Here is a 20,325-nt window from a genome sequence, read left to right on the forward strand (position 1 = left end):
GATTTTCTGATGGACGTGCGGACTCAGTGGTCGACGCGGCTCGTAGGAGCCGCCGCGTTACTGGCGGGGACGGTGTCCCCGCTGGCAGCGCAAGACAGCAAGCCGGTGATGCGGGTATCGTCGTCGCCCAACACGGTGGCCGTGTCGTCGACGGCCATGGCGCAGGCGGCCATGCGTGGTGATATCGCGGCCGTGCGCGCGCTCATTGCGTCGCGAGCCGATGTGAACGCGGCGCAGGGTGATGGTATGACGGCGCTGCATTGGGCGGCTGATCGTGGTGATGCCGCGATGGCGACCGCGCTGATCAAGGCGGGTGCCAAGCTCACGCCGATCACGCGCAATGGCGCGTACACTCCCTTGCACGTGGCTGCACGTGCGGGCAACGGCGCCGTGGTCCAGGCTTTGCTTGCTGCCGGTGCAGATGCCAAGGCACGCACGGAAACGGGTGCGACCGCATTGCACCTTTCGGCGCAGGCCGGTGATGTGGCCAGCGTGAAGTCGCTGGTGGCGGCGAAGGCGGATGTGAACGCGAAGGAACCGACGTGGGGTCAGACGCCGCTCATGTTTGCGGCAGCGTCGGATCGTGCCGAGGCCGTGAAGGCGCTGATGGCGGCAGGCGCCGATGCGTCGATCCGTACGAGCACGGTCGATCTGACCGAAGAGTTGTCGCGCCAGCAGGCGGCCGCTCGGAAGCGCAACGAAGTGTTGTTCAGCTTCCTGCCTGAGAAGATGCGCGATTCGGTGATCAAGGCGTTCGAAAAGCAGGCGGCCGAGCAGGCTGCGCAGCTTCGCTTACGGGCGGGCGGTGCGCCGGCCACGCCGGCTGTCGGTGCCCAGCCAGGTGGTGGGGCGGCGCCCGCACGTGCTGCCGCACCCGCTGGCGCTGCACCGGCCACGGCGGCTCCAGCGGTCGCTACCGCAGCCGCTGCAAAGCCCGCCGGTGACAGTGCGGCCAAGCCGGCATTCAAGGTTGGCGTGCAGGCGCCGCCGGTGAATGATCTGACGCCAGCTCAGGTGCAGGAAGCGATTCTGGCCGGTCGCACGGTGTACGACAGCAAGCAGAAGGTCGACGGGAAGGTCGAGACGATCATCCCGGCCGATACCACGAACGGCTTCAATGCCGGCTATGAGGCCACCGTTGGCAGCATGGGCGGACTGTCCGCACTCCACCATGCGGCACGGCAGGGTAACCTGGCCGCCGCCATGGCACTCATCGAGTCGGGTGCGAACATCAACGAAGTCGCGGTCAGCGACAGCGTGACTCCGTTGCTCATGGCCACGATCAATGGCCAGTTCGATCTCGCGATGGCGATGGTGAAGAAGGGCGCGAACGTGCGCATCGAGAGCATTCACGGCCTCACGCCGCTGTATGCCACGATCAACGTGATGTGGCACCCGCGGTCGCGGTATCCGCAGCCGCAGGCCATTCAGACGCAGAAGACCACGCACATCGAGTTGATGGATGCACTGATCAAGGCCGGCGCCGACGTGAACGTGCGTTTGCGCAAGAATCTGTGGTTCTTCGGGTTCAGCAACTGTGGTAACGCCAACTGCGGTCTCGAAGCGCTCGATGGCACCTCTGCGTTCTGGCGTGCCACGTATGGTGTGGACCTGGAAGCGATGAAGCTGCTGAAGGCGGCCGGCGCCGTTGATACGATTCCCCAGTACAAGGCGCCCACGACGGCACGTCGTGGTGGTGGTTTTGGACGGGCACCCGCCGTGGCGCTCAACGCCGCGATCGATTCTGCTTCCAAGGCCGTGCCAGCCGGTATCGGCGTCTATCCCATCCATGCGGCGGCCGGTGTTGGTTATGGCAACGGCTTCGCCGGCAACTCGCATCGTCATGCGCCGGATGGCTGGATGCCCGTGATGAAGTATCTCGTCGAAGAGTTGCATCACGACGTCAACAAGCGTGACATCAACGGCTACACCCCGTTGCATCATGCGGCGGCGCGCGGCGACAACGAGATGATCAACTATCTCGTGAGCAAGGGCGCCGACCCGAAGGCCGTGGGTCGCGATTTCAAGACGACGATCGACATGGCCAACGGCCCGGTGGAGCGTCTGCGCCCCTTCCCCGAGACCATCGTGTTGCTCGAGAAGCTCGGCGCGGTGAATAGCCATCGTTGCGTCTCCTGCTGATCTGACATCACCGCTGCACAACGCTGTACCACGCTGCACAACAACGAAGGGCCCGCGACACGGTCGCGGGCCCTTCGTGTGTTTCGGTGTTCCGAGGATGGTGGCGCTGCTTACTTCTTCTCGCCGGCCAACAGCAGCGTGATGTGCTCCTGCGCCTGCTGCAGACCACCTTCGCCGTTGCCCCAGTCGATCCGCCCATCGGCGTTCACGTCCGCACCGGCGGCAAGCTGTGAGGCCAGAGAGGCCAACTGACCGGTGAGCGTGGCCGCTTCCTTCACATCGCTGGTTTCCTGGATCTTCTTCGCCAGTGCAATCACCTGATCGACGCGCGTGGCCGTGGACCGCGCCGCCGTGGCGATGTGTGTGGAGTGAATCTTCACATTGGGCGAGGCCGTGGATTCCTTCGACGCCAGCTCGATGTGCTGCGCGACACCCAACGCCGCGCGCTTCACGCCGAATCCTTTGCCGGGGCCGGTCGTGACAATGGTGGGATCGACCGCATGCAACACGTGGCCAGCGTGCAGCTTCATCGCCGCGAGATCGGTCGTGTTCCGTGTGGCGAGTGCCGCATGCTGCGATGCCACCTGCGCCTCGGTGAACGCGATGGGCAGCAGGCCCGCCTTTTCCGGCGTATCGACGAAGCTCGTGGTGACATGCCCGATGTGCGTGCCCACCATGCCTGGCGGCAGTGCACTTGCGGCCACGAATCCCGGGGCGACCGGCGCCGCAATGCGGCCTGGCAACGGAGCCCCGGTGAGCTTGGCCACCACACTGTCGAATTGCGCGCGCAGCCCGAGATCGGTGCTCACCACAAATCGCTGGCGCTGATAAGCCGTGTCGGAGAGCCCCTTCGACTTGAGGAGCTCGGTGATGAGCTGCCGCTTCTTGGCAGCCAGTTCATGCTGTGCTTCGCCGGTCTTGTTCTTGGCCTGCGCCTGACGCGCATCAGCCGAATCGTTGACGGCGGTGATCGCCACGTGGATCTCGGCCAGCTTCGAGACATCCACAGATGGAGCGCGACCGGGCGCTGATTGCGCCTGCAACACGCCATGCGGAAGCAGGAATGCAGCGGAAAGCAGTGCGGTGCTGGACACTGCGCACGACACGGTACGCGCCAGGGTAGGGCGAGGCATGGAGATGCGTCCGACGAAGGGCGGGAGGTGGGACATTGCAGCGCCAGGAAGGAGGGAGCGCAACGGAAAAGCGATCACGAAAACCCACGCGTGAAACTGGCGCGACCGTGCGGAAAGACGCAACGTCGTGGGGTCGGCGATCATCTGCCGCGTCCCACCTGCTGCCGTTTCCTCTCCCCACCGGTATGACCAGCATGCCTCTCCTCCCTATTACGCGATCCCCGCGTACTTCGCTCACTGCGTCCATTCGGACCGCGCTGGCATCCGCCGCGATCATGGTGACGACCGCCACGCTCTTCGCCCCGGCGGCACAGGCGCAGCCCGGCGCGCCGCGCGATCCCCGTTCCATGGGGGGCGGCAATTGCCCGCAGAATCCCTACAACTGCGCGGATACGCCGAACCCGCTGCCGACGGCCAACACGGTGTGGCTCGAGGAAATGACGTGGATGGATGTGCGTGATGCGCTCAAGGCCGGCAAGACGACGGTCATCATCACCACGGGCGGTATGGAGCCAAACGGGCCGTGGCTGGTCACGGGCAAGCACAATTACGTGCTGCACGCCAATTGTGAGGCCATTGCCCGCAAGCTGGGCAACGCGCTGTGTGCGCCCATCGTGAAGTTCGTGCCCGAAGGCAATCTCGAGCCGCCCTCCGGCCACATGACGTCGCCCGGCACGATGACACTCCGTGAAGGCACGTTCCGCAACCTGCTCACGGACCTGGTGCACAGCCTCAAGGTCCATGGCTTCAAGAACATCATCCTGATCGGCGACAGCGGTGGCAATCAGGGTGGCCAGCGTGCGGTGGCGGACTCGCTCACGAAGATCTGGCAGGGCTCCCCGGTGGTGGCGCACGTGCAGGAGTACTACGACTACGCCAGTGTGACCGAGTACATGAAGACGCGAGGCCTCGTGGAGGGTACGGCGGACAACCTGCACGACGACGCGATCATCACGCTCAACATGTTCATCGATGATCCAAAGAGCGTGCGCTACGACGAGCGCGTGAAGGCCGGCAAGGCAACGATCAACGGCGTGTCGGTGGCCGATCGCAAGAAGAACACGGAGCTGGCCCGCCAGATCGTGGAGTATCGTGCCAAGGTCACCATCGAGGCGATCAACAAGGCGATTGCCAACAAGGGTACGCTGCCGGCGCCGCCGCGTCGTGCGCCTGGTGGGACGTTCTGATCATTCTGACAGGAAAACTTTGCCACGGATGACACGGCTATAGCCGCGTCATCCGTGGCAAGCAGTTTGTATGCACCGACATGGGCCTCTAGCTGAGAGCCGCGCCAACCCGGTTGATGTCCCGGGCCTCGAGCACCTGCTGGTCGGTGCCGTGCAGAGCCACCTGCGTCATCGCCCGACCGATGATGCGGGTCGTGGAGGTGGAATCAGGTGCCAGGCGACGAATGAGTGGCACGAAGATTCGCAACACACTGTAAAGCACATTGTACACGGCCGTCCGCGAACGGATGCCGTCCAACGGCTGAATGAACGCCGGCCGGAATACGTAGGCGTTTTTGCCGAACCGTGCGCGAACCGTGTTCTCGGCACGACCCTTCACACGCGCCCACATCACCGGTCCCTTTTCGGTGGCATCGGTACTGGCACCGGATACGAACAGGAAGCGCGCATTCGGACTTCCCTGGTAGAGGGCGTCCGCCGCCGCGGCCGTCACGTCGTAGGTGATCGCGGTGTAGGCGGCTTCCGACATGCCAGCCGACGATACGCCGAGGCAGAAGCAGCAGGCGTCCACGTCGAGGAACGCATCGCCTACACCGGTGAAATCGGTGAAATCGCGATGCACCACGCTGTGCACCTTGGGTGACGGCGACGACAGCGGTTGCCGTACGATGGCTTCGATGCGCGTGATGCGGGGCTCGTCGATGAGTGCGCGCAGTACACCCTGCCCGATCATTCCGGTGGCGCCGAACAACACGATCTTCATGGGCGGATCTCCGAGACAGAGCCGAAATGCGAAGGAACGGACGGATCAGCGATCACGCCACCAGGCGCGTGTGGCTCCTGCACCATCGAGGCCGATCGTTTCGCCGGGACGCGGCGTGAGGAGTGGCAGGTCGCGCAGGGCACGTGAACCGGTGTGAGCCGCCTGCAGACGTTCGATGGGGTCATCCCACGAGTGGTATGCGAGATTGAACAATCCCCAATGCACGGGCAACATCGCACGGCCTCGCAGGGCTTCTTGTGCCGTCACCGCTTGCTCCGGCAAGAGATGCACCGTTGGCCAACCCTGACCGTAGGCGCCAATCTGCATCAGTGTGAGATCGAAAGGTCCGAGGCGCTCACCGATATCATGAAACAGCGAGGTCATGCCACTGTCACCCGAGTAGAAGACCCGGTGCGCAGAGGTGGTGATGGCCCAGCTTGCCCACAACGTGGCATCGCGATCGAGCAATGAACGGCCCGAGGCATGACGTGCTGGTGCGCAGGTAAAGGTTACGCCGCCGATCTGCTGTGATTCCCACCAGTCACATTCGGTGATCTGTTCGGGAGCGATGCCCCAGTGTTCGAGATGGGCCCCCACGCCCAGTGGCACGAGAAAGCGCAAGGCACGTGAGCCGCGCTGCATCGCGCCGTTGGCCGTGCGCTGCTGCGCGTGACGTACGGCGAGCGTCACGATGGTGTGCTGATCGAGATGATCGTAGTGGTCGTGCGAAATCACCACGACATCGGGAAGCGGCAGATCGTCGAGAGCCGTAGGTGGCGCATACCACCGACGTGGACCAGCCCAGCTCACCGGCGAAGCGCGTTCTCCCCACACCGGATCGATCAGTACATCCAGTCCACCGATTTCGAGACGCAGTGACGAGTGACCAAACCACGTCACACGCGGCGCGTGGGCGGGGGCGGTGAGCCGAACATCGCTTGGACGCACCACCGGCAGCACATGCGATGGCACCGATTGCCGACTGCGCGTGAACAGTCCCTGCACCATGGCACCGACCTTCATCACCATCGGCTCAACATTCAGAAAACGCCCGTCGCGCGATTGTGGTGAACTCGCGATACGCGCGGCACGCAACTGTGCGCTGGGGCTCGTGCCGACGCGGGGACCAAGGCGGTGTGCGCCGATGGCATCACAGGGAGAGAGTGTGGCGGTGCTCATGGAGTGGTTTTTCGGATGGCTCAGGCCGTACGCGTGTGTTGAAGCAGCAACGGTGCGCACATCACGCGCACGGCGTCGCCAATGAGAGTGCGGAACTGCTCGCGGGATGTGGCGCTGTGTTTGTGGCCCCGCGCCACGGCATGCAGCATCACCGCGAGTTGGGCCGGCGTGAGTGCCAGGGGCTCGAGCATCGGCGTCAGCGGTGAAGCCGCGATACGCCGGGCGAGTACCTGGTGAAATCGTGCGTCGTATTCAGCGGCCATCGGGCCGATCAAGGTCGGACCGATTTCGCGAAGGTCCGAGGCAACTGCCGACCCCAGTCCGATGAAGTCACCCATCCACGCATCGAACGCGCTCACCAGTCCCTGCTCGAGATCCGGCGTTTCCAGGGCCCGTTGCGCCGCCAGCTCGGCGCGTCGCATGGCGTGCTCCACCACGGCGCGGAAGAGTTGCTCCTTGGCCGCGAAATGCAGATAGAGCCCCTGTCGCGAGATCTGTGCGGCGTCCGCGATATCCTGCATGGACGTTTTCCGGTATCCGAAACGCATGAAAACGCCCAGTGCGGCGTCGAGCAGCGCCTCCAGGCGCCCGGAATCGGGCAGCGACGGCATGCCGTCCTGTTCTTGGACTGTACTCATATGTCAACACAGACATATTAGATACTTTCTGTCAAGTAAGACTGCGCTCAATACCTGACAGGGCTACTTTTGGGGTATGTCTATCTCGTGGCTCAGAAATCCCCGGCGAGCTGCTGGTGCCCCCCTCCGACGGCCCCTACCGATGGTCGCGGTGGTCGTGGCGGCCGCATTGTCGGTGGCCGCCTGTGGCGCAGGCGAAACCTCGGCGAGCTCACGCGGCACAGACACCGCGGCCGGCGCCGGTCTGCTGGGTGCGGCCATGAGTGGCGTACGGCCGGATGGCCGCGACGCGGCCGTCAGCGACTCGGGGCCGAATGTGCGCGTGGAATTCCGCACCGACTCCGTGCGGTTGGTCATGGATGCTGCGATCGGTGACCAGATCAATGCCCTGCAGCCACCGGTTCTCGAACTGCCGGACGGACGGCGTCTCAGCTTCCAGGGTTCGGAGATCACACCGGATAGCGCGTACTTCGTCGGAGACGTGGCCCTGATGCTGCCACGCAGCGGCGCGCCCAGCGAAGCCACGCTGCATACAAGCTATTGCCGATCCGGCGAGCGGTTGTGCCGCAGTGTGTCGCGCACCGTGCGGATAACAGAACGCGCGGGCGACTGATCGGCATCAGCCGATCGGCCACCCACGCGTGTCTGCGCTGCGAAAATCGCTGTTGGCGGCCGCTGACTACTTCTTGTCGATGCGTGCTCGCTCGAGCCGGAACGGTCCACCGTCGCGTACCGCCATGAATACCACGCCGCCCGGTGCGAAGCCGATGATCGTGCGATTCTCTGGTATCAGCACACGGTCCACCGCTTCACCCTGACCATTGATGACATCGTACACCGAGCCCGCCGGCTGCGGCTTGGTGGGGATGGTGCGCACCCAGATGTTGCCATCCGCATCCGGTCGTGTGCTCGTGGCAAAAAACGGCGGCTGATAGTCCGGCAGCTCGCTCGGCGATACGTAGTTGATCTGCGGTGGCGCCACCTGCGGGGCCTGCACCGGGCCGCCGGGGCCACCACCCCGCGATTCAAAGCGCATCACGACCTGAGGTGCGGCGCCACCACCGCCACCTCCCATGGCTGCCCCGAACGCCTGCGCCATCTGCTGCCCCTGATTGGGATTGGCGGCCGCCTGGCGATCACGAATGGCCTTCACCGAGTCGATGAGTTTCACTTTGTCTTCGTCGGTAAGGCGCTTCCAGTCGAACGGAATCTTGGCTGAGCTGCGCCATTGTTTGTCGCTGGACATCCAGTCCACGTGATAGTCGCGCCCGCGGATCAGGGCCACGTCGCCTTTCGACGTCACGGCCCACTCGTCGACGACCGGTAGGGGATTCACTTCGATGGACACGGTGATTTTGCCGTCGTCCGAGCGAGACATGTTGGTGTTGGTCTTCGGTACTTTCACGAATCCCACCGTATCGAGCTGACGCGACTGCAGGTTCACCCGCACGACCGCCATCGTGTCAGGCTGCTGTGGCATCTGCGGAAGACCACCGCCGCCGCCTCCCGGTGGCGCCATGCGCATCTGCAGTTGCGGCATGCCGCGGTAGATCAGGTAGCCGTCGTGATAGTACGCGCCGCCCAGACCGGCCGACGCCAGCATCATGGCGTCCTGCGAACGTGGTACCGACATGACACGCGCGATCTTGCCCGCTGGATCGATGACCAACATGGACAACGAAGCCGCGTCGACAAACAACGTGGAGTCGCCACGATAGGCGATCAGGCTTCCCGAGCGTGGGCCGTAGGCATTGGCCGTGCTTGGTGTGGAATCCGCCACGACCGAAAGCACCTTGAACGTGGAATCCACCAGCAGCACACGCCGGCTTGCCGCATCGTTGATCAACAAGCGTCCGTCAGACAACGGACGGATGTTGTTGACCTGCCCCAGCGAATCGGCGGACGTGGCCAGTGCGGGGCCTAGTTGACGGATGGTTGGGCGTTCCTGCGCGTGAAGGACTTGGGACGTGCCCAAGGAAGCACTCAACGCGATCCCGGTGACGGCGACACCGGTCGCAACGACGCGTAATGTGAGAGGAGGCATAGTGAGAGAATGGAGGGAGAAAAGAGACTATCGAGCAGCGGCCGAAGCCGTGGTGTTCCGTCGTGTCATCGCATGATGATGGTGGTCTGTGCTCCACCACCCATGGCGCCGGCACCCATGAACGTCGCGCCACCGGGCAGCATCATCGGGCCGCCACCACCGGCCGTGCCGGAGCGAATGCTGCGCAGGTACCGATCGTCGAGCGAGGTGGTGATGAAGGCCGGCAGTCGGCGCTTCTGCGCATCGGTGAGCAGGGCACGCACGGCGGGCGCATATCCACGCAGGATGTCGATGCTGGCTTCACGTGCCTTGACGTATTCCCAGTACACCCGATCACGACTGTACCCACTGGGGAGTTCGGCATAACGCTTGGCGATCGGGGCCCAGATGGAATCGAGGCGCACCGTATAGCGGCGATTCATCATGGCCAGGCTGTCAGCCTGTGTAGACGACAACTTGAGCGTATCCTGGTCGCGCAGGATCGTGGCCAACGGATTGGGCACGCCACCGGTGCCAAACTGCGCCTTGATGACCGCTTCCTGTGCCTTGGTGCCCTGCGTGCGACGGCCCCGATCGAGTGTTTGCGTAAGCACCTGCCGCTCGCGCGTCGCACCGATGTCATAGCACAGCATGGCGCTCACCGTGACTGGCGCGCGGAACTGCTGGAACTGCGGATTGGTGGCACCGAAGCGCTGGTTCACTTCGTACTTGTAGCGCTTGGTGACGGGATCAAACCCACGCACGTACAGCAGCGCCGGGTCCACGAACACCTGTTGGCCCCAACCCTTCAGGTTATCGGCGCCGTTCATCAGCAGGTCCGCCGCACCGAGCGGGTTGCTCACGTTGAAACTGAGCGTGGCGCGCTGCGGCATGCGCACCTTGAGCGGATTGAACGAGAAGGAGAGGTTGGCCGTGCTGATCCACGGGCCTTCGCAGCTATTGCGGCCGGCGAGTGTGCCGAGCTGCTTGCTCAGGCAGCGACGGGCCACGTCGGAGCCTTTGTCGAGCAACGCCTGCATGGCCGCCGCCGTGGTGGCGTCTCCTGATGTCGACGGATCGAAGATGAATGCGCGGTCATTGCTGAAGCCGTCGCCGTTCACGTCGCCGCCGATGGACGGCGTGAAGGGGGAGCCGGAGCGGAACTGGCCACCCCAGGAGATACGAATGAAATCGAACGCGTTCCAGGTCACATTGTACGTGATCTGATGACGCGAGTCGAACGGTGAACGTGACCAGGAAATGGCGTTCGGATCGCCAGCGGTACTGGAGAAACCACGAAACTGCTCGCGCACATTGCTGTACGTGTAGCTCGCGTTCCAGCTAATGGTGCTGTTGAACGTCATCGGTGAAAACCGCGCGGTGAACTGCGCACTGCGCGAGGTCAGATCGCTGCGCTGTTCCGTGACGCGCTGGAAGGTGGAGTCCAGGCGTCCGTCACCTGCCGCAATGCCACCGGTGAGTGGTACGATGCTGGTCGGGCGCACGTACACGGGTCGCCCGTCTTCATTGTCGATGACAAACCGCTCCACACCGGCAAAGTTGCGATCGACAAAACTCGACTGGCGCTGATTGATGGAATAGGTCGCGTCGAACGACCCATTCATGCGATTGCGCAGAACTGCACCCGACCAGCTCAGGTTGGATCGAATGCTCGTGGACGGCGCAAAATTCTTCGCGAACAAGGTGACATTTGGCGCGCCATTCGCAAACACGGTGCCCGTGGTGCCATCGGCGCAGCGGGTGGGGATGTTGCCGGGATTGGCGTAGGTGCTCCACGCCGGCACTGGCGTGGCCGGACCCACGCAAGCCAGTTGCTGAATGGCGTTGGCCAGTCCGGTATTGTCGATGGCCGACCCGATGAGCGTCGCCTGCGGCATGTTCTGGAACATGCCAATGCCGCCTCGCACCACCGCGCGCGGGCCACGAAAGGCGCCTTCGAATGCGCCAATCTGCGGGCCCGTGCCATACTGCCAGGAGAAGCCACCGCGCACACTCGGATAGATGCCATTGGGCACCTCTGTGTTGCGCACGCCAAAGCGCTGCTCCACGGCACTGTTGACTGCCGGGGCGTCGAGAAACTTGTTGGCATCGACACGCACGCCGTACTGAAATTGCAGGCGATTCGTGCGGCGGTATGAATCACCCAGTGAGAGTGCGCCGATGAGCTGACTCGCGTCCCGTTCACGCGGCGAGAGCGTGCGGGTGAACGACACCGGGATCCCCGCCTGCAGGTCGGCCAGCGAGTTGTAGGTGAACGTGCCCAGACGATTCAGCGTCTGGTCCTGCGACGACCCATCTCGGCGGAACTCCGACGCCAGCTTGAGACGATGTTTGTTGTTGGCGCTGAACCATGACAGCGAGTTGTTCGCCATCACGCTGTTCGACGATTGTGTCGTGGCCAGGGTCTGGTTGCCACCAAAGGCTAGCATCTGCACACCGGTGCTGCCGTCCCCGAAGGCGCTGTTCACCCGCACGCGACCGGCTGGCAGATTCACGAACGGTGATCCTTCGTTCTGCGACGCATTCAGTCCCACCGAGGTTTCCGTGAGCAGGTTGATGCCACGCACCGCGAGATAGGCACTGTGTCGTCCCTGCAGACCGGCATTGAGCCCGGTGCGCTGCGCGCTGGCGGTGGGCAGCGACGACGTGAGTGGGGTGGCCGGATTCTGTCGGTTCCACGCGCCGTTGAACGTCAGGTTGTACGCGGTGCCACTGGTGCTCGACGGTGGCGCAAAGTCGATGCTGCCCACCACACTGCCCTGATCGGCGAGGCGGCTGTTGGGCAGACCATTGGCCGATGTGGGCACGTTCGACGCACCGAGGATGCCCACCAGGCGCTGCACCGAATCGGCGGCGATCCCCGTGGCCTGCAATCCCACTGTGGAGGTATTGAGCAGCGTTTGCAGGTCGTTGCTGCGACGGCCCAGTTGAAAGGCCATCATGTAAAACGCCTTGTCGAACACCAGCGGCCCGGCAACACTGCCCCCGATGGACCCGTTGCTGTACTGCTGACCGGTGGCCCGTGCGGGAGCGTCCATCCACTGCAGTTGCGGCGCCTCGCCGAGGAAGCTCAGGCCGCGCGCGCTGAAGTTGGAGCCACTGCGTGTACTGAGGCTGAACTGTCCGCCGCTGAATCCACCACGTGATACGTCATACGGCGACGTGGAGAGCGAGCTTCCGACCTGGGCATCGCGGGGCAGTCCAGATCCGCCAAAATTCATGCCATTGAGCGTGGTGTTGTTCTGGTCGGCGCCCATGCCCATGACTGAATAGCCATTGGCGCCGCCGTCCTGGCCTGGCACCAACTGCACACCAGGCAGTGTGGCGGCCATCGCAGCGAGGTCACCCATCTGGTCAGGTGGCAGTGCGGCGTTGTTCGCCGGAATCACCCGCTCCGTGCCGCTGATATCCTGACTGACATCATTGCGTGAGACCTTCTGCCGGTCGGCTGTCACCTTCATGGCATCGAGCACCGTACCGACCTTCGACAACTTGGCATCGCCCAGCAGCACATCTTCGTCGGCCACGCGTTTGATCTCGAAACGCTTCTGCGCAAAGCCCACCGCGTTGACGGTGACCATGTAGTCGCCATCGCCATTGGGGAATGTCACGGTGTATCGACCGCTGCGATCAGTGCGCGCGGTGCGGTTCACATTGCCGGAGATGGTCGTCACAATGACGGTGACGTTCTCCAGCGGTTCATTGTCGGCGCCGGTGATGCGTCCGCGGATGACATCCACTTGCTGGGCGCTGGCGGGTGTCGCGAGACACCCAAGCAGCACCAGCAGCGTGGCGCAGAGTCCGTAAAGTCGACGGTACACGTCGGAGGGGGCGGAGGTGACGAAGTGGAGGTGACCGGCACCATCCTGCATGCCGGTTGCTGACTTCGACACAGACCTCGCGGGGAGCGTTTCCTTGCTCCCGCAGATCAATCGGAACCGCCTAGAACTCCCCGATGAAGCCCACTTCGGGTTCGAGTTCGTACCCGAACTTCTCCCGCACCGCGGCTTGTGCATGGGCAATGAGTGCCTGCACATCGGCCGACGTGGCGTGGCCGAGATTCACGAGGATGTTGGCGTGGATGTGCGAAATCTGCGCATCACCCACACGGAACCCCTTGAGACCGCATTGATCGATGAGGCGACCAGCTCCCACCCCTTCGATCTTCTTGAAGATCGAACCGGCGCTCGGGTGCACCTGCAGCCAGGGATGCCGTGAGCCGCGCCACGACAGGTTTTCCTGCAGGATTCGGTGCAACGTGGCCGAATCGCTGGCCTCGAGGCGGAATGTGGCACTGAGGACCACATCCCGCCGGTGATGGAAGACGGTGTCGTCGTATGCAAATTGTATGTAGTCCGCATCGACCACGCGGCGGTCGCCTTCCTCGCGCAAGATCTCGCAGGATGCAAAGACCTCACTGATGAACATCGTGCGTTCCCGTTCGGGCGCCGGCGACAGGAAATGGAGGTTCTGCCAGAGCGCGCCACCGATGGTGCTGGGAATGCCGATGTAGTGCTCGAGACCGGAGAATCCGGCCCGCACCGTCTCCAGCACCAGGTCCTGCACCACGGCGCCGCTTTCGGTCCAGAGGGTCCCGTCGGCGGAGAGGCGGTGGGCCTTGGCTTGATTGCGGATCACCAGCCCCCGGACGCCACGATCCCCGACCACGATGTTGGCGCCGAGTCCGAGCACGAACCAGGGAATATTCAGTGCCCTCGCGGTGGTAATGGCGGTGGCGAGGTCGTCTGCCGTGGTGGCATCGTACAGGACGTCCGCCGGACCTCCAATCCGAAAAGTGGTGTACGGAGCCAGCGGTTCGTTCACGCGCAGCCGCGTGGTGTCGAGGACGCGTCCCAGCGCCTCGGCGAGGGCGGCCGGCGTGGTCCCTCCGTGTATCGGCGATGTCGAAGCAGGATCAGGCATCGCACAAAGATCCCCATCCCCGTCATCGAATGCCAGCGTCCATTTCACGGACATCGGGGCGCCCGCGCCTCCTGCGTTGGGGGCTCTGCGCCCTCCTGCTCGCGGCGCCTGCCTCCGCAGTAATGGTCGCCCCGCTTCAGGCCCAGTCGCGCGCGGAGCTCGACAAGGTCCTGCGGCGCAAGCTGCTCGCCAATGGTATGGAGGTGATCGTCGTGGAGAATCACGGCGTGCCGATTGCCACGCTCGAAATCAATGTGCGCAACGGAGCCTTCACGCAGTCGCCGGAGTACGCCGGGCTCGCACACATGTACGAGCACATGTTCTTCAAGGCGAACAAAGACTTGCCCGATGCCGAAGCGTTCACCGAGCGCGCTGGTGAGCTGGGCGCCGTGTTCAATGGCACGACTCAGGAAGAGCGGGTCAACTACTTCCTGACGCTGCCCGCCGATTCGGTGGTGGGTGGTCTCAAGTTCCTGGCCAGTGCTCTGATCAATCCGAGTTTCCGCGAAGACGAACTCGCTGCCGAAAAAGAAGTGGTACTTGGCGAGTACGATCGGAACGAAGCCCAGCCCGGATTCGACTTTCAGCAGAAGGCCACGGCGTTGTTGTATCCCGGGCAGTTCAGCCGCAAGAACACGATCGGCGATCGCAAGGTGATTGCCAATGTCACGCCGGCTCAGATGCGCGAGATCCAGCGCAAGTACTATGTGCCCAACAACAGCGCCTTGATCGTGACGGGTGACGTGGACCCGGAAAAGATCTTCGCGATGGCCGAGCAGATTTTTGGCGGCTGGCCCAAGGGGGCCGATCCCTTTGTGGCCGATCCCATTCCGGCGATCCCTGCGCTCGAGAGCAACAAGGCGCAGATCAGCGTAGAGCCGATCAATGCCGTGGCTGTGTTGATCCAGTGGCAGGGACCCAGTGTGGGTAAGGACCCAGGCGCCACGTTCGCCGCCGACGTGTTCAGCGACGTGCTCAACACACCAGGCTCCACCTTCCAGAAGAACCTCGTGGACACGGGGCTCTGGCAGGGCGTCGGCGTGAACTACTACACGTTGAATCACACGGGTCCGATTTCCATCAGTGGTCAGACGACGCCCGACAAGTATCGCGCGGCGATGGCGGCACTGGAGCGGGAGATCGCCAAGTTCACCGACCCCACCTACATCACACCGCGCGAGATCGAGGCGGTGAAGGCACAGCGCGCGGTGTCGAGTGCTTTCGGCATCGAAAAGGCTTCGGAGATTGCGCACACCATCGGATTCTGGTGGAGCGTGGCCAACCTCGACTACTTCATGAGCTATACCGACCAGATGGCGCAGCAGCGCATCACCGACTTGATGCGCTACACGCGCACCTACATCGCGGGCAAGCCGCGTGTGACCAATGTGCTGCTGTCAGCCGAGGCCCGGCGTGCGATCGGGCTCACCGAAAGTGAACTGCTCACGCCGACCACACGTCCGGTGGTGCGCCCATGACCGTGTCACGTGAGGTGCCGACGGGGCTGATGCGTCGCCGTGGACGACTGATGGTTTGTGCATCGGTGGTGTTTGGTGCGGCGGTATTGGCACCCGTGATGAACGCGGCGCTCGAGGCGCAAGCCACGCGGGCGCCGGTACGACGGCCTGCTGCGCCGCGTCCGGCCACGCGTCCCGCGGAGCCGGCCCTGTCGCCCGCGATCATGGGAGACGATTCGCTCACCATGAAGTTCGAAGTGAGCGGCATTCCGGTGATTCTGCGGAGGGTCACCGCCAACAATGTCGTGGCGGCCAATCTGTATCTGCTGGGTGGCGTGCGGCAATTGACGCTGGCTACGCAGGGGATCGAGATGTTGTTGCTGGAGTCGGGTGAACGGGGCACGCAGAAATACCCGCGGGATGTGCTGCGCACAAAAATGGCGCGCATGGGGAGCGTGATCGGTGTGAGCCCCGGTGTGGATTGGACAACGGTCGCATTGCGCGCCACGACCACATCACTCGACAGCACCTGGGCCATCCTGGCAGACCGAATCATGGCGCCGCGACTCGATCCGGCCGAGGTCGAGTTGGTGCGCGAGCAGTTCGTGACGGCGGTGAGCCAGCGCAAGGACAGCCCGGATGCGTTGCTGGACTTCATGGCGGACAGCATTGCGTTTGCGGGACATCCGTACGCGCTCGAGCCCACGGGCACCGAAGCGTCGCTCGGTGCCCTCAAGGTGTCCGATCTGCGCGCGTATCAGACGCAGCAGATGGTCACGTCGCGTATGATGCTGGTGGTGGTGGGGAATGTGTCGCGTGCGCGCGTGGAGAAGCTGGTGCGCGAGTCGATCGGTCGGTTGCCGCGCGGTAGCTATGCCTGGACGTTGCCGGAGCCGCCGGCGGACTTGCCGAGTGCCTATGTGGTCGCCCAGCGGCAACTACCGACCAACTACCTCCAGGGCTACTTCCACGGTCCGCAGGCATCGAGCAAGGACTATGCGTCGCTGCGTCTGGCGTGTGCCGTGCTTTCAGGTCGCCTGTTCGGTGAAGTGCGTCAGCGTCGCAACCTCACGTACTCGGTGAACGCCCCGTTTGTGGAACGGGCGTTTTCGATGGGTGGTCTGTACGTGACCACCACGCAGCCCGACGAAGTGCTGGCCATCATGCAGCAGCAGATCCGCGCACTGCAGGAAGGCACGATCACCAACGATGGTCTCGACCGACTGGTGCAGCAGTTCATCGTGACCTACTTCCTCGACAATGAGACCAACGCCGACCAGGCCAACTTGCTGGCCCGGGCGGAACTGTATCAGAGCGATTTCCGGCGCGCTTCGCGTTTCGTGGACGAGCTCCGGTCGGTAACGCCCGAGGAGATCCAGCGGGCGGCGCGCACCTATATGACCAAGGTGCGATGGGCGTATGTGGGCGATCCCGCCAAGGTCACGCCGGCCCGATTGCTGCGCTTTTGATGCGATTCTGAGCGGCTCCGGGCGCTCCGGCGTCGCTCACGCGGATCACGCTCTCGACGGACTGCAGGGGAAGGGCTATATCATCGGGCATCGCGCCCGTCGCACGGGGATGGCGGTTGACCACGCGTGGTCAGCCCTCCATCCCCGAATGCCTTTCCGCCTCCCCTGCGCTTCTTTCATGTCGAGCTCCTACTCCCGCCGCGATTTTGTCGGCGACTCCGCCAAGTTGGCCCTCGGTGCCATGATCGTTCCTCGCGTGGTGCTGGGAGGGCCGGGGTATGTGGCTCCCAGCGCGAAGCTGAACATCGCGTGTGTGGGGATCGGTGGTATGGGCATGAGCAACATGTCGCAGATGCTCACCGAGAATATCGTGGCCGTGTGCGATGTGGATTTCAGCTATGTGGAGCGATCGCTGGATGGTCGTCTCAAGCCGCGCCAGGGTGAGCCCACCCCCGAGAACATCCTGCTGGCCGAGACTTACAAGAAGGCCACCAAGTACGCCGACTTCCGGCAAATGCTCGACAAGCAGAAGGACATCGACGCGATCATGGTGGCCACGCCCGATCACCTGCATGCGCCGATTGCGCTCGCGGCCATGCAACTGGGCAAGCATGTGTACGTGCAGAAGCCGCTGGCCTACTCGGTGTACGAAACGCGTCTGCTGGCCAAGGCTGCGGCGGCCAATCCCAAGTTGGCCACGCAAATGGGCAACCAGGGCCATTCCATGGAAGGCTCGCGGCGCATCAACGAGATCATTGCGTCCGGTGTGCTCGGCAAGATCCAGGAAGTGCATGTGTGGACCGATCGGCCCGTACGCTACTGGGCGCAGGGCATCCCGCGGCCGCGGGCAGCCAATGCGCCGGTGCCGGCCAACAACGCACGTCCGCAGTGGAACATGGGCACGGTCGACAATGCGGTGCGTGCGGCAATGGCGGCGAACGACACGACCCCGCCTCCGGGCATGAACTGGGATCTCTATCTCGGACCGGCGCCCGAGATTCCGTATCACCCGGCCTATCATCCGTTCGCGTGGCGCGGATGGATTGATTTTGGTGTGGGGGCGATCGGTGACATGGGGGCACACCTCATCGATCAGCCGTACACGGCGTTGGGGCTCACCTATCCAACCAGCATTGTGGCGTCGTCAAGTCCGTGGGGTGGTGGCGCTCAGACGCCGGCGACCTATCCGATGGCTACCACGGTGCAGTTCGAGTATCCCGCTGTTGGCAAGCGTGGACCGGTGAAGCTCTTCTGGTACGATGGTGGCCTCATGCCACCGCGGCCGGCCATGTTGCCCGATGATGTGCCGATGACCAACCCCGGCAGCGACGGCGGTGGTGGTGTGTTCATCGGTACCAAGGGGATCATGTTTTACGAAACCTACGGCAACAAGCCACGCATTTTCCCCGAAGCGATTGCGGTGAAGGCGGCCAAGGTGCCGGTGTCGCATCCGCGAGTGACGGTGTCGCACGAACAGAACTGGATCCAGGCAGCCAAGGGCGAAGCGGTCATCAGTTCGCCGTTCTCTCAAGCCGCACCACTTACAGAGACCATGCTGCTGGGTATCGCGGCGTTGCGTGCGGGGCAGGGTCGCAAGGTGCTGTACGATGGCGAGAAGGCACAGTTCACCAATGCGCCGGACGCCAATCAGTATCTCACGCGTGTGTACCGGAGTGGCTGGCAGCTTTAACAGCAAAAGAGCGGGGGGAACACAGAGGGCACGGAAAGGGGCAGATCAATACAGATACAACATTCAGGATTTGTATCTGTGCCATCTGTCCCTTTTGGTGCCCTCTGTGTTCCCCCCGCTGTTAAAGTGGTACAGGAGCGCGCCATGCGAGTGGCATGACGCGCCGTGGATCGAACACAAAGAGGGTCAGACGATGAAGGTGCTGCGAACACCTCGGTGGAAGATGGTGACGGTCGCTGCGATGAGTGTGGCGAGCACGCTGAGTGCGCGCGCTGCGATGGCACAGGGGGCGAGCCCTTATGTCGTCAGTACGCCGGCGCCAGCAGGCTTCGATCGCGCACAGGCGCAAGCCGCCACGCTCGAACACATCAAGGCGCTCATTGGCCGCAATACACAGAATCCGCCAGGCAACGAACTGCTGACGGCGCAGTACTTCGACAGCGTGTTTGCAAAGATCCCTGGTGTGGAGCGCCATGTGCTGCCAGCGGGTGAAGGACGCGCGAATTTTGTGGCGCGGTTGCGTGCCGCCAATCCCACCAAGCGACCCGTGATGATCATGGGTCACATGGACGTGGTGGGCGTAGACACCGCCAAGTGGAAGACACCCCCGTTCACCGCCACCATCGTGAACGAGCCCGGTGTGCAGTACCTCTACGGGCGCGGAGCCATCGATGACAAGGGCATGTTGTCGGCCGCCACGGCCGCGTTGCAGCAGCTCGCGGCGCGGCGTGATCAGCTCGATCGGGACATCATCTTTCTGGCCACTGCGGCAGAAGAAGGTGGGCCGGAAGTCGGCATCGATGAGATGGTCGGCAAACACTTCGATCTGATCAAGGACGCCGAGTTCGCGCTCAATGAAGGCGGACGTGTGCGCGTGGCCGATGGACGCGTGATGTCGGTGAATATCCAGACCACCGAGAAGGTTTCTTACACCGTCACGGCACTCGCCACGGGGCCGAGCGGACATGGTTCGGTGCCGTTGCCCGACAATGCGCTCGCGGCCCTCTCGCGTGCGGCGCAGCGCGTGCATGTGTGGAAGGCGCCTGTGCTGCTCAATGAAACAACGCGACTCTACTTTTCGCGGTTGGCGCGCATCGAGAAGGACCCGGCCATGAAGGCCGCCATGCAGCGTGTGTCGGCGCCGGGTGCTTCCAAGGCGCAGATCGATGCCGCGGCCGCCATTCTGTCCCGTGAGCCGCTGCACAATGCGGTGCTGCGTACGGGGCAGTCGCTCACGATCATCAAGGGGGGCATCCGCAGCAACGTCATTCCGTCGGACGGCAGCGCCACGTTCAATGTGCGCGTGCTGCCCAACGACGATGTGCGTGGCATCGTGACCGCGTTCAATCGGGTGGGCGCCGAAAAGCAGGTGAAGTTCACGCTGGACGGTGAGCCCCGCACGTCACCGCCCGTCTCACCGGTGACCACCGCACTGTATCAGGCGATGGAAGCGTCGGCGCTGGCGATGGTGCCGACGACCACGGTCATTCCGTTCATGAGCACGGGCGCAACCGATGGTGCCGCGTTGCGTGCCAAGGGTATTCCCACCTACGGTATTCTGCCGATGCCACTGCCCATGGAGGATGAGCTGCGTATGCACGGAGACAACGAGCGAGTCCCCGTGCCCGCCCTGGGCTGGGCGGCAGAGTTTCTGTATCGCACGTTGTTGCGTGTGACCGCGCGATAGTCGCGGTCAACGA

General features: G+C 63.5%; 14 protein-coding genes. 7 read left to right on the top strand and 7 right to left on the bottom strand.

What is annotated here, in order from left to right; all coding sequences use genetic code 11:
- Positions 1-9: 9 nt before the first annotated feature.
- A complete protein-coding gene (locus GAU_RS20115) occupies positions 10-2,142 on the top strand; it encodes an ankyrin repeat domain-containing protein (RefSeq protein ID WP_012681609.1) in 2,133 nt (710 codons plus the stop codon).
- 110 nt (positions 2,143-2,252) lie between these two features.
- Here GAU_RS20115 and GAU_RS00610 read toward each other — a convergent pair whose 3' ends face one another.
- Positions 2,253-3,275 (bottom strand): hypothetical protein, encoded by a 1,023-nt coding sequence (locus tag GAU_RS00610; RefSeq protein ID WP_156798838.1) that lies wholly within the window; start codon positions 3,273-3,275, stop codon positions 2,253-2,255.
- Between the two features lie 194 nt (positions 3,276-3,469).
- Between GAU_RS00610 and GAU_RS20120 the strand changes: the two genes are divergently transcribed.
- Positions 3,470-4,462, top strand: a complete 993-nt coding sequence (locus GAU_RS20120; protein WP_169307550.1) for a creatininase family protein — start codon at positions 3,470-3,472, stop codon at positions 4,460-4,462.
- An 88-nt stretch (positions 4,463-4,550) separates the two neighbouring features.
- Here GAU_RS20120 and GAU_RS00620 read toward each other — a convergent pair whose 3' ends face one another.
- The 3 genes from GAU_RS00620 to GAU_RS00630 are packed head-to-tail and all read right to left on the bottom strand — an operon-like array spanning position 4,551 to position 7,042.
- Positions 4,551-5,225 (bottom strand): NAD(P)H-binding protein, encoded by a 675-nt coding sequence (locus GAU_RS00620; protein ID WP_012681612.1) that lies wholly within the window; start codon positions 5,223-5,225, stop codon positions 4,551-4,553.
- Between the two features lie 45 nt (positions 5,226-5,270).
- On the bottom strand, positions 5,271-6,404 hold the full coding sequence (locus GAU_RS00625) for an MBL fold metallo-hydrolase (protein WP_012681613.1): 1,134 nt from the start codon (positions 6,402-6,404) through the stop codon (positions 5,271-5,273).
- A gap of 20 nt (positions 6,405-6,424) precedes the next feature.
- A complete protein-coding gene (locus GAU_RS00630; protein ID WP_012681614.1) occupies positions 6,425-7,042 on the bottom strand; it encodes a TetR/AcrR family transcriptional regulator in 618 nt (205 codons plus the stop codon).
- A 142-nt stretch (positions 7,043-7,184) separates the two neighbouring features.
- Between GAU_RS00630 and GAU_RS00635 the strand changes: the two genes are divergently transcribed.
- Positions 7,185-7,655 (top strand): hypothetical protein, encoded by a 471-nt coding sequence (locus tag GAU_RS00635; RefSeq protein WP_012681615.1) that lies wholly within the window; start codon positions 7,185-7,187, stop codon positions 7,653-7,655.
- A 66-nt stretch (positions 7,656-7,721) separates the two neighbouring features.
- Here GAU_RS00635 and GAU_RS00640 read toward each other — a convergent pair whose 3' ends face one another.
- The 3 genes from GAU_RS00640 to murB all read right to left on the bottom strand — a co-directional run bounded on the left by GAU_RS00640 (position 7,722) and on the right by murB (position 14,009).
- The gene (locus tag GAU_RS00640) at positions 7,722-9,086 is read right to left on the bottom strand and encodes a hypothetical protein (RefSeq protein WP_012681616.1); all 1,365 of its coding nucleotides are present in this window, start codon (positions 9,084-9,086) and stop codon (positions 7,722-7,724) included.
- Positions 9,087-9,151: 65 nt separating this feature from the next.
- Positions 9,152-12,979 carry a TonB-dependent receptor gene (locus tag GAU_RS00645; RefSeq protein ID WP_041265110.1) on the bottom strand — a complete coding sequence of 1,276 codons (3,828 nt, stop codon included), beginning with the start codon at positions 12,977-12,979 and terminating at the stop codon, positions 9,152-9,154.
- A gap of 49 nt (positions 12,980-13,028) precedes the next feature.
- Entirely contained in the window at positions 13,029-14,009 is a 981-nt protein-coding gene (murB, locus tag GAU_RS00650) for a UDP-N-acetylmuramate dehydrogenase (protein ID WP_012681618.1), read from the bottom strand.
- A gap of 122 nt (positions 14,010-14,131) precedes the next feature.
- On the opposite strand from murB, the gene GAU_RS00655 reads away from it, so the two are divergent.
- The 4 genes from GAU_RS00655 to GAU_RS00670 all read left to right on the top strand — a co-directional run bounded on the left by GAU_RS00655 (position 14,132) and on the right by GAU_RS00670 (position 20,312).
- Positions 14,132-15,487 (top strand): M16 family metallopeptidase, encoded by a 1,356-nt coding sequence (locus GAU_RS00655; protein WP_052574165.1) that lies wholly within the window; start codon positions 14,132-14,134, stop codon positions 15,485-15,487.
- Positions 15,484-16,935 (top strand): M16 family metallopeptidase, encoded by a 1,452-nt coding sequence (locus GAU_RS00660; protein WP_041265111.1) that lies wholly within the window; start codon positions 15,484-15,486, stop codon positions 16,933-16,935. Before GAU_RS00655 ends, GAU_RS00660 begins: the two co-directional genes overlap by 4 nt.
- 178 nt (positions 16,936-17,113) lie before the next feature.
- The gene (locus tag GAU_RS00665) at positions 17,114-18,625 is read left to right on the top strand and encodes a Gfo/Idh/MocA family protein (protein ID WP_041265112.1); all 1,512 of its coding nucleotides are present in this window, start codon (positions 17,114-17,116) and stop codon (positions 18,623-18,625) included.
- A 193-nt stretch (positions 18,626-18,818) separates the two neighbouring features.
- Positions 18,819-20,312, top strand: coding sequence for a M20/M25/M40 family metallo-hydrolase (locus tag GAU_RS00670; protein ID WP_052574166.1), 1,494 nt, complete (start codon positions 18,819-18,821; stop codon positions 20,310-20,312).
- Positions 20,313-20,325 lie beyond the last annotated feature (13 nt).

The organism is Gemmatimonas aurantiaca T-27, assembly GCF_000010305.1.
GTDB lineage: Bacteria > Gemmatimonadota > Gemmatimonadetes > Gemmatimonadales > Gemmatimonadaceae > Gemmatimonas > Gemmatimonas aurantiaca.

Coding starts and splice junctions, on each gene's coding strand:
- GAU_RS20115 (WP_012681609.1), top strand. CDS start 10: ATGGACGTGCGGACTCAGTGGTCGACGCGGCTCGTAGGAGCCGCCGCG.
- GAU_RS00610 (WP_156798838.1), bottom strand. CDS start 3,275: ATGCCTCGCCCTACCCTGGCGCGTACCGTGTCGTGCGCAGTGTCCAGC.
- GAU_RS20120 (WP_169307550.1), top strand. CDS start 3,470: ATGCCTCTCCTCCCTATTACGCGATCCCCGCGTACTTCGCTCACTGCG.
- GAU_RS00620 (WP_012681612.1), bottom strand. CDS start 5,225: ATGAAGATCGTGTTGTTCGGCGCCACCGGAATGATCGGGCAGGGTGTA.
- GAU_RS00625 (WP_012681613.1), bottom strand. CDS start 6,404: ATGAGCACCGCCACACTCTCTCCCTGTGATGCCATCGGCGCACACCGC.
- GAU_RS00630 (WP_012681614.1), bottom strand. CDS start 7,042: ATGAGTACAGTCCAAGAACAGGACGGCATGCCGTCGCTGCCCGATTCC.
- GAU_RS00635 (WP_012681615.1), top strand. CDS start 7,185: ATGGTCGCGGTGGTCGTGGCGGCCGCATTGTCGGTGGCCGCCTGTGGC.
- GAU_RS00640 (WP_012681616.1), bottom strand. CDS start 9,086: ATGCCTCCTCTCACATTACGCGTCGTTGCGACCGGTGTCGCCGTCACC.
- murB (WP_012681618.1), bottom strand. CDS start 14,009: ATGCCTGATCCTGCTTCGACATCGCCGATACACGGAGGGACCACGCCG.
- GAU_RS00655 (WP_052574165.1), top strand. CDS start 14,132: ATGGTCGCCCCGCTTCAGGCCCAGTCGCGCGCGGAGCTCGACAAGGTC.
- GAU_RS00660 (WP_041265111.1), top strand. CDS start 15,484: ATGACCGTGTCACGTGAGGTGCCGACGGGGCTGATGCGTCGCCGTGGA.
- GAU_RS00665 (WP_041265112.1), top strand. CDS start 17,114: ATGTCGAGCTCCTACTCCCGCCGCGATTTTGTCGGCGACTCCGCCAAG.
- GAU_RS00670 (WP_052574166.1), top strand. CDS start 18,819: ATGAAGGTGCTGCGAACACCTCGGTGGAAGATGGTGACGGTCGCTGCG.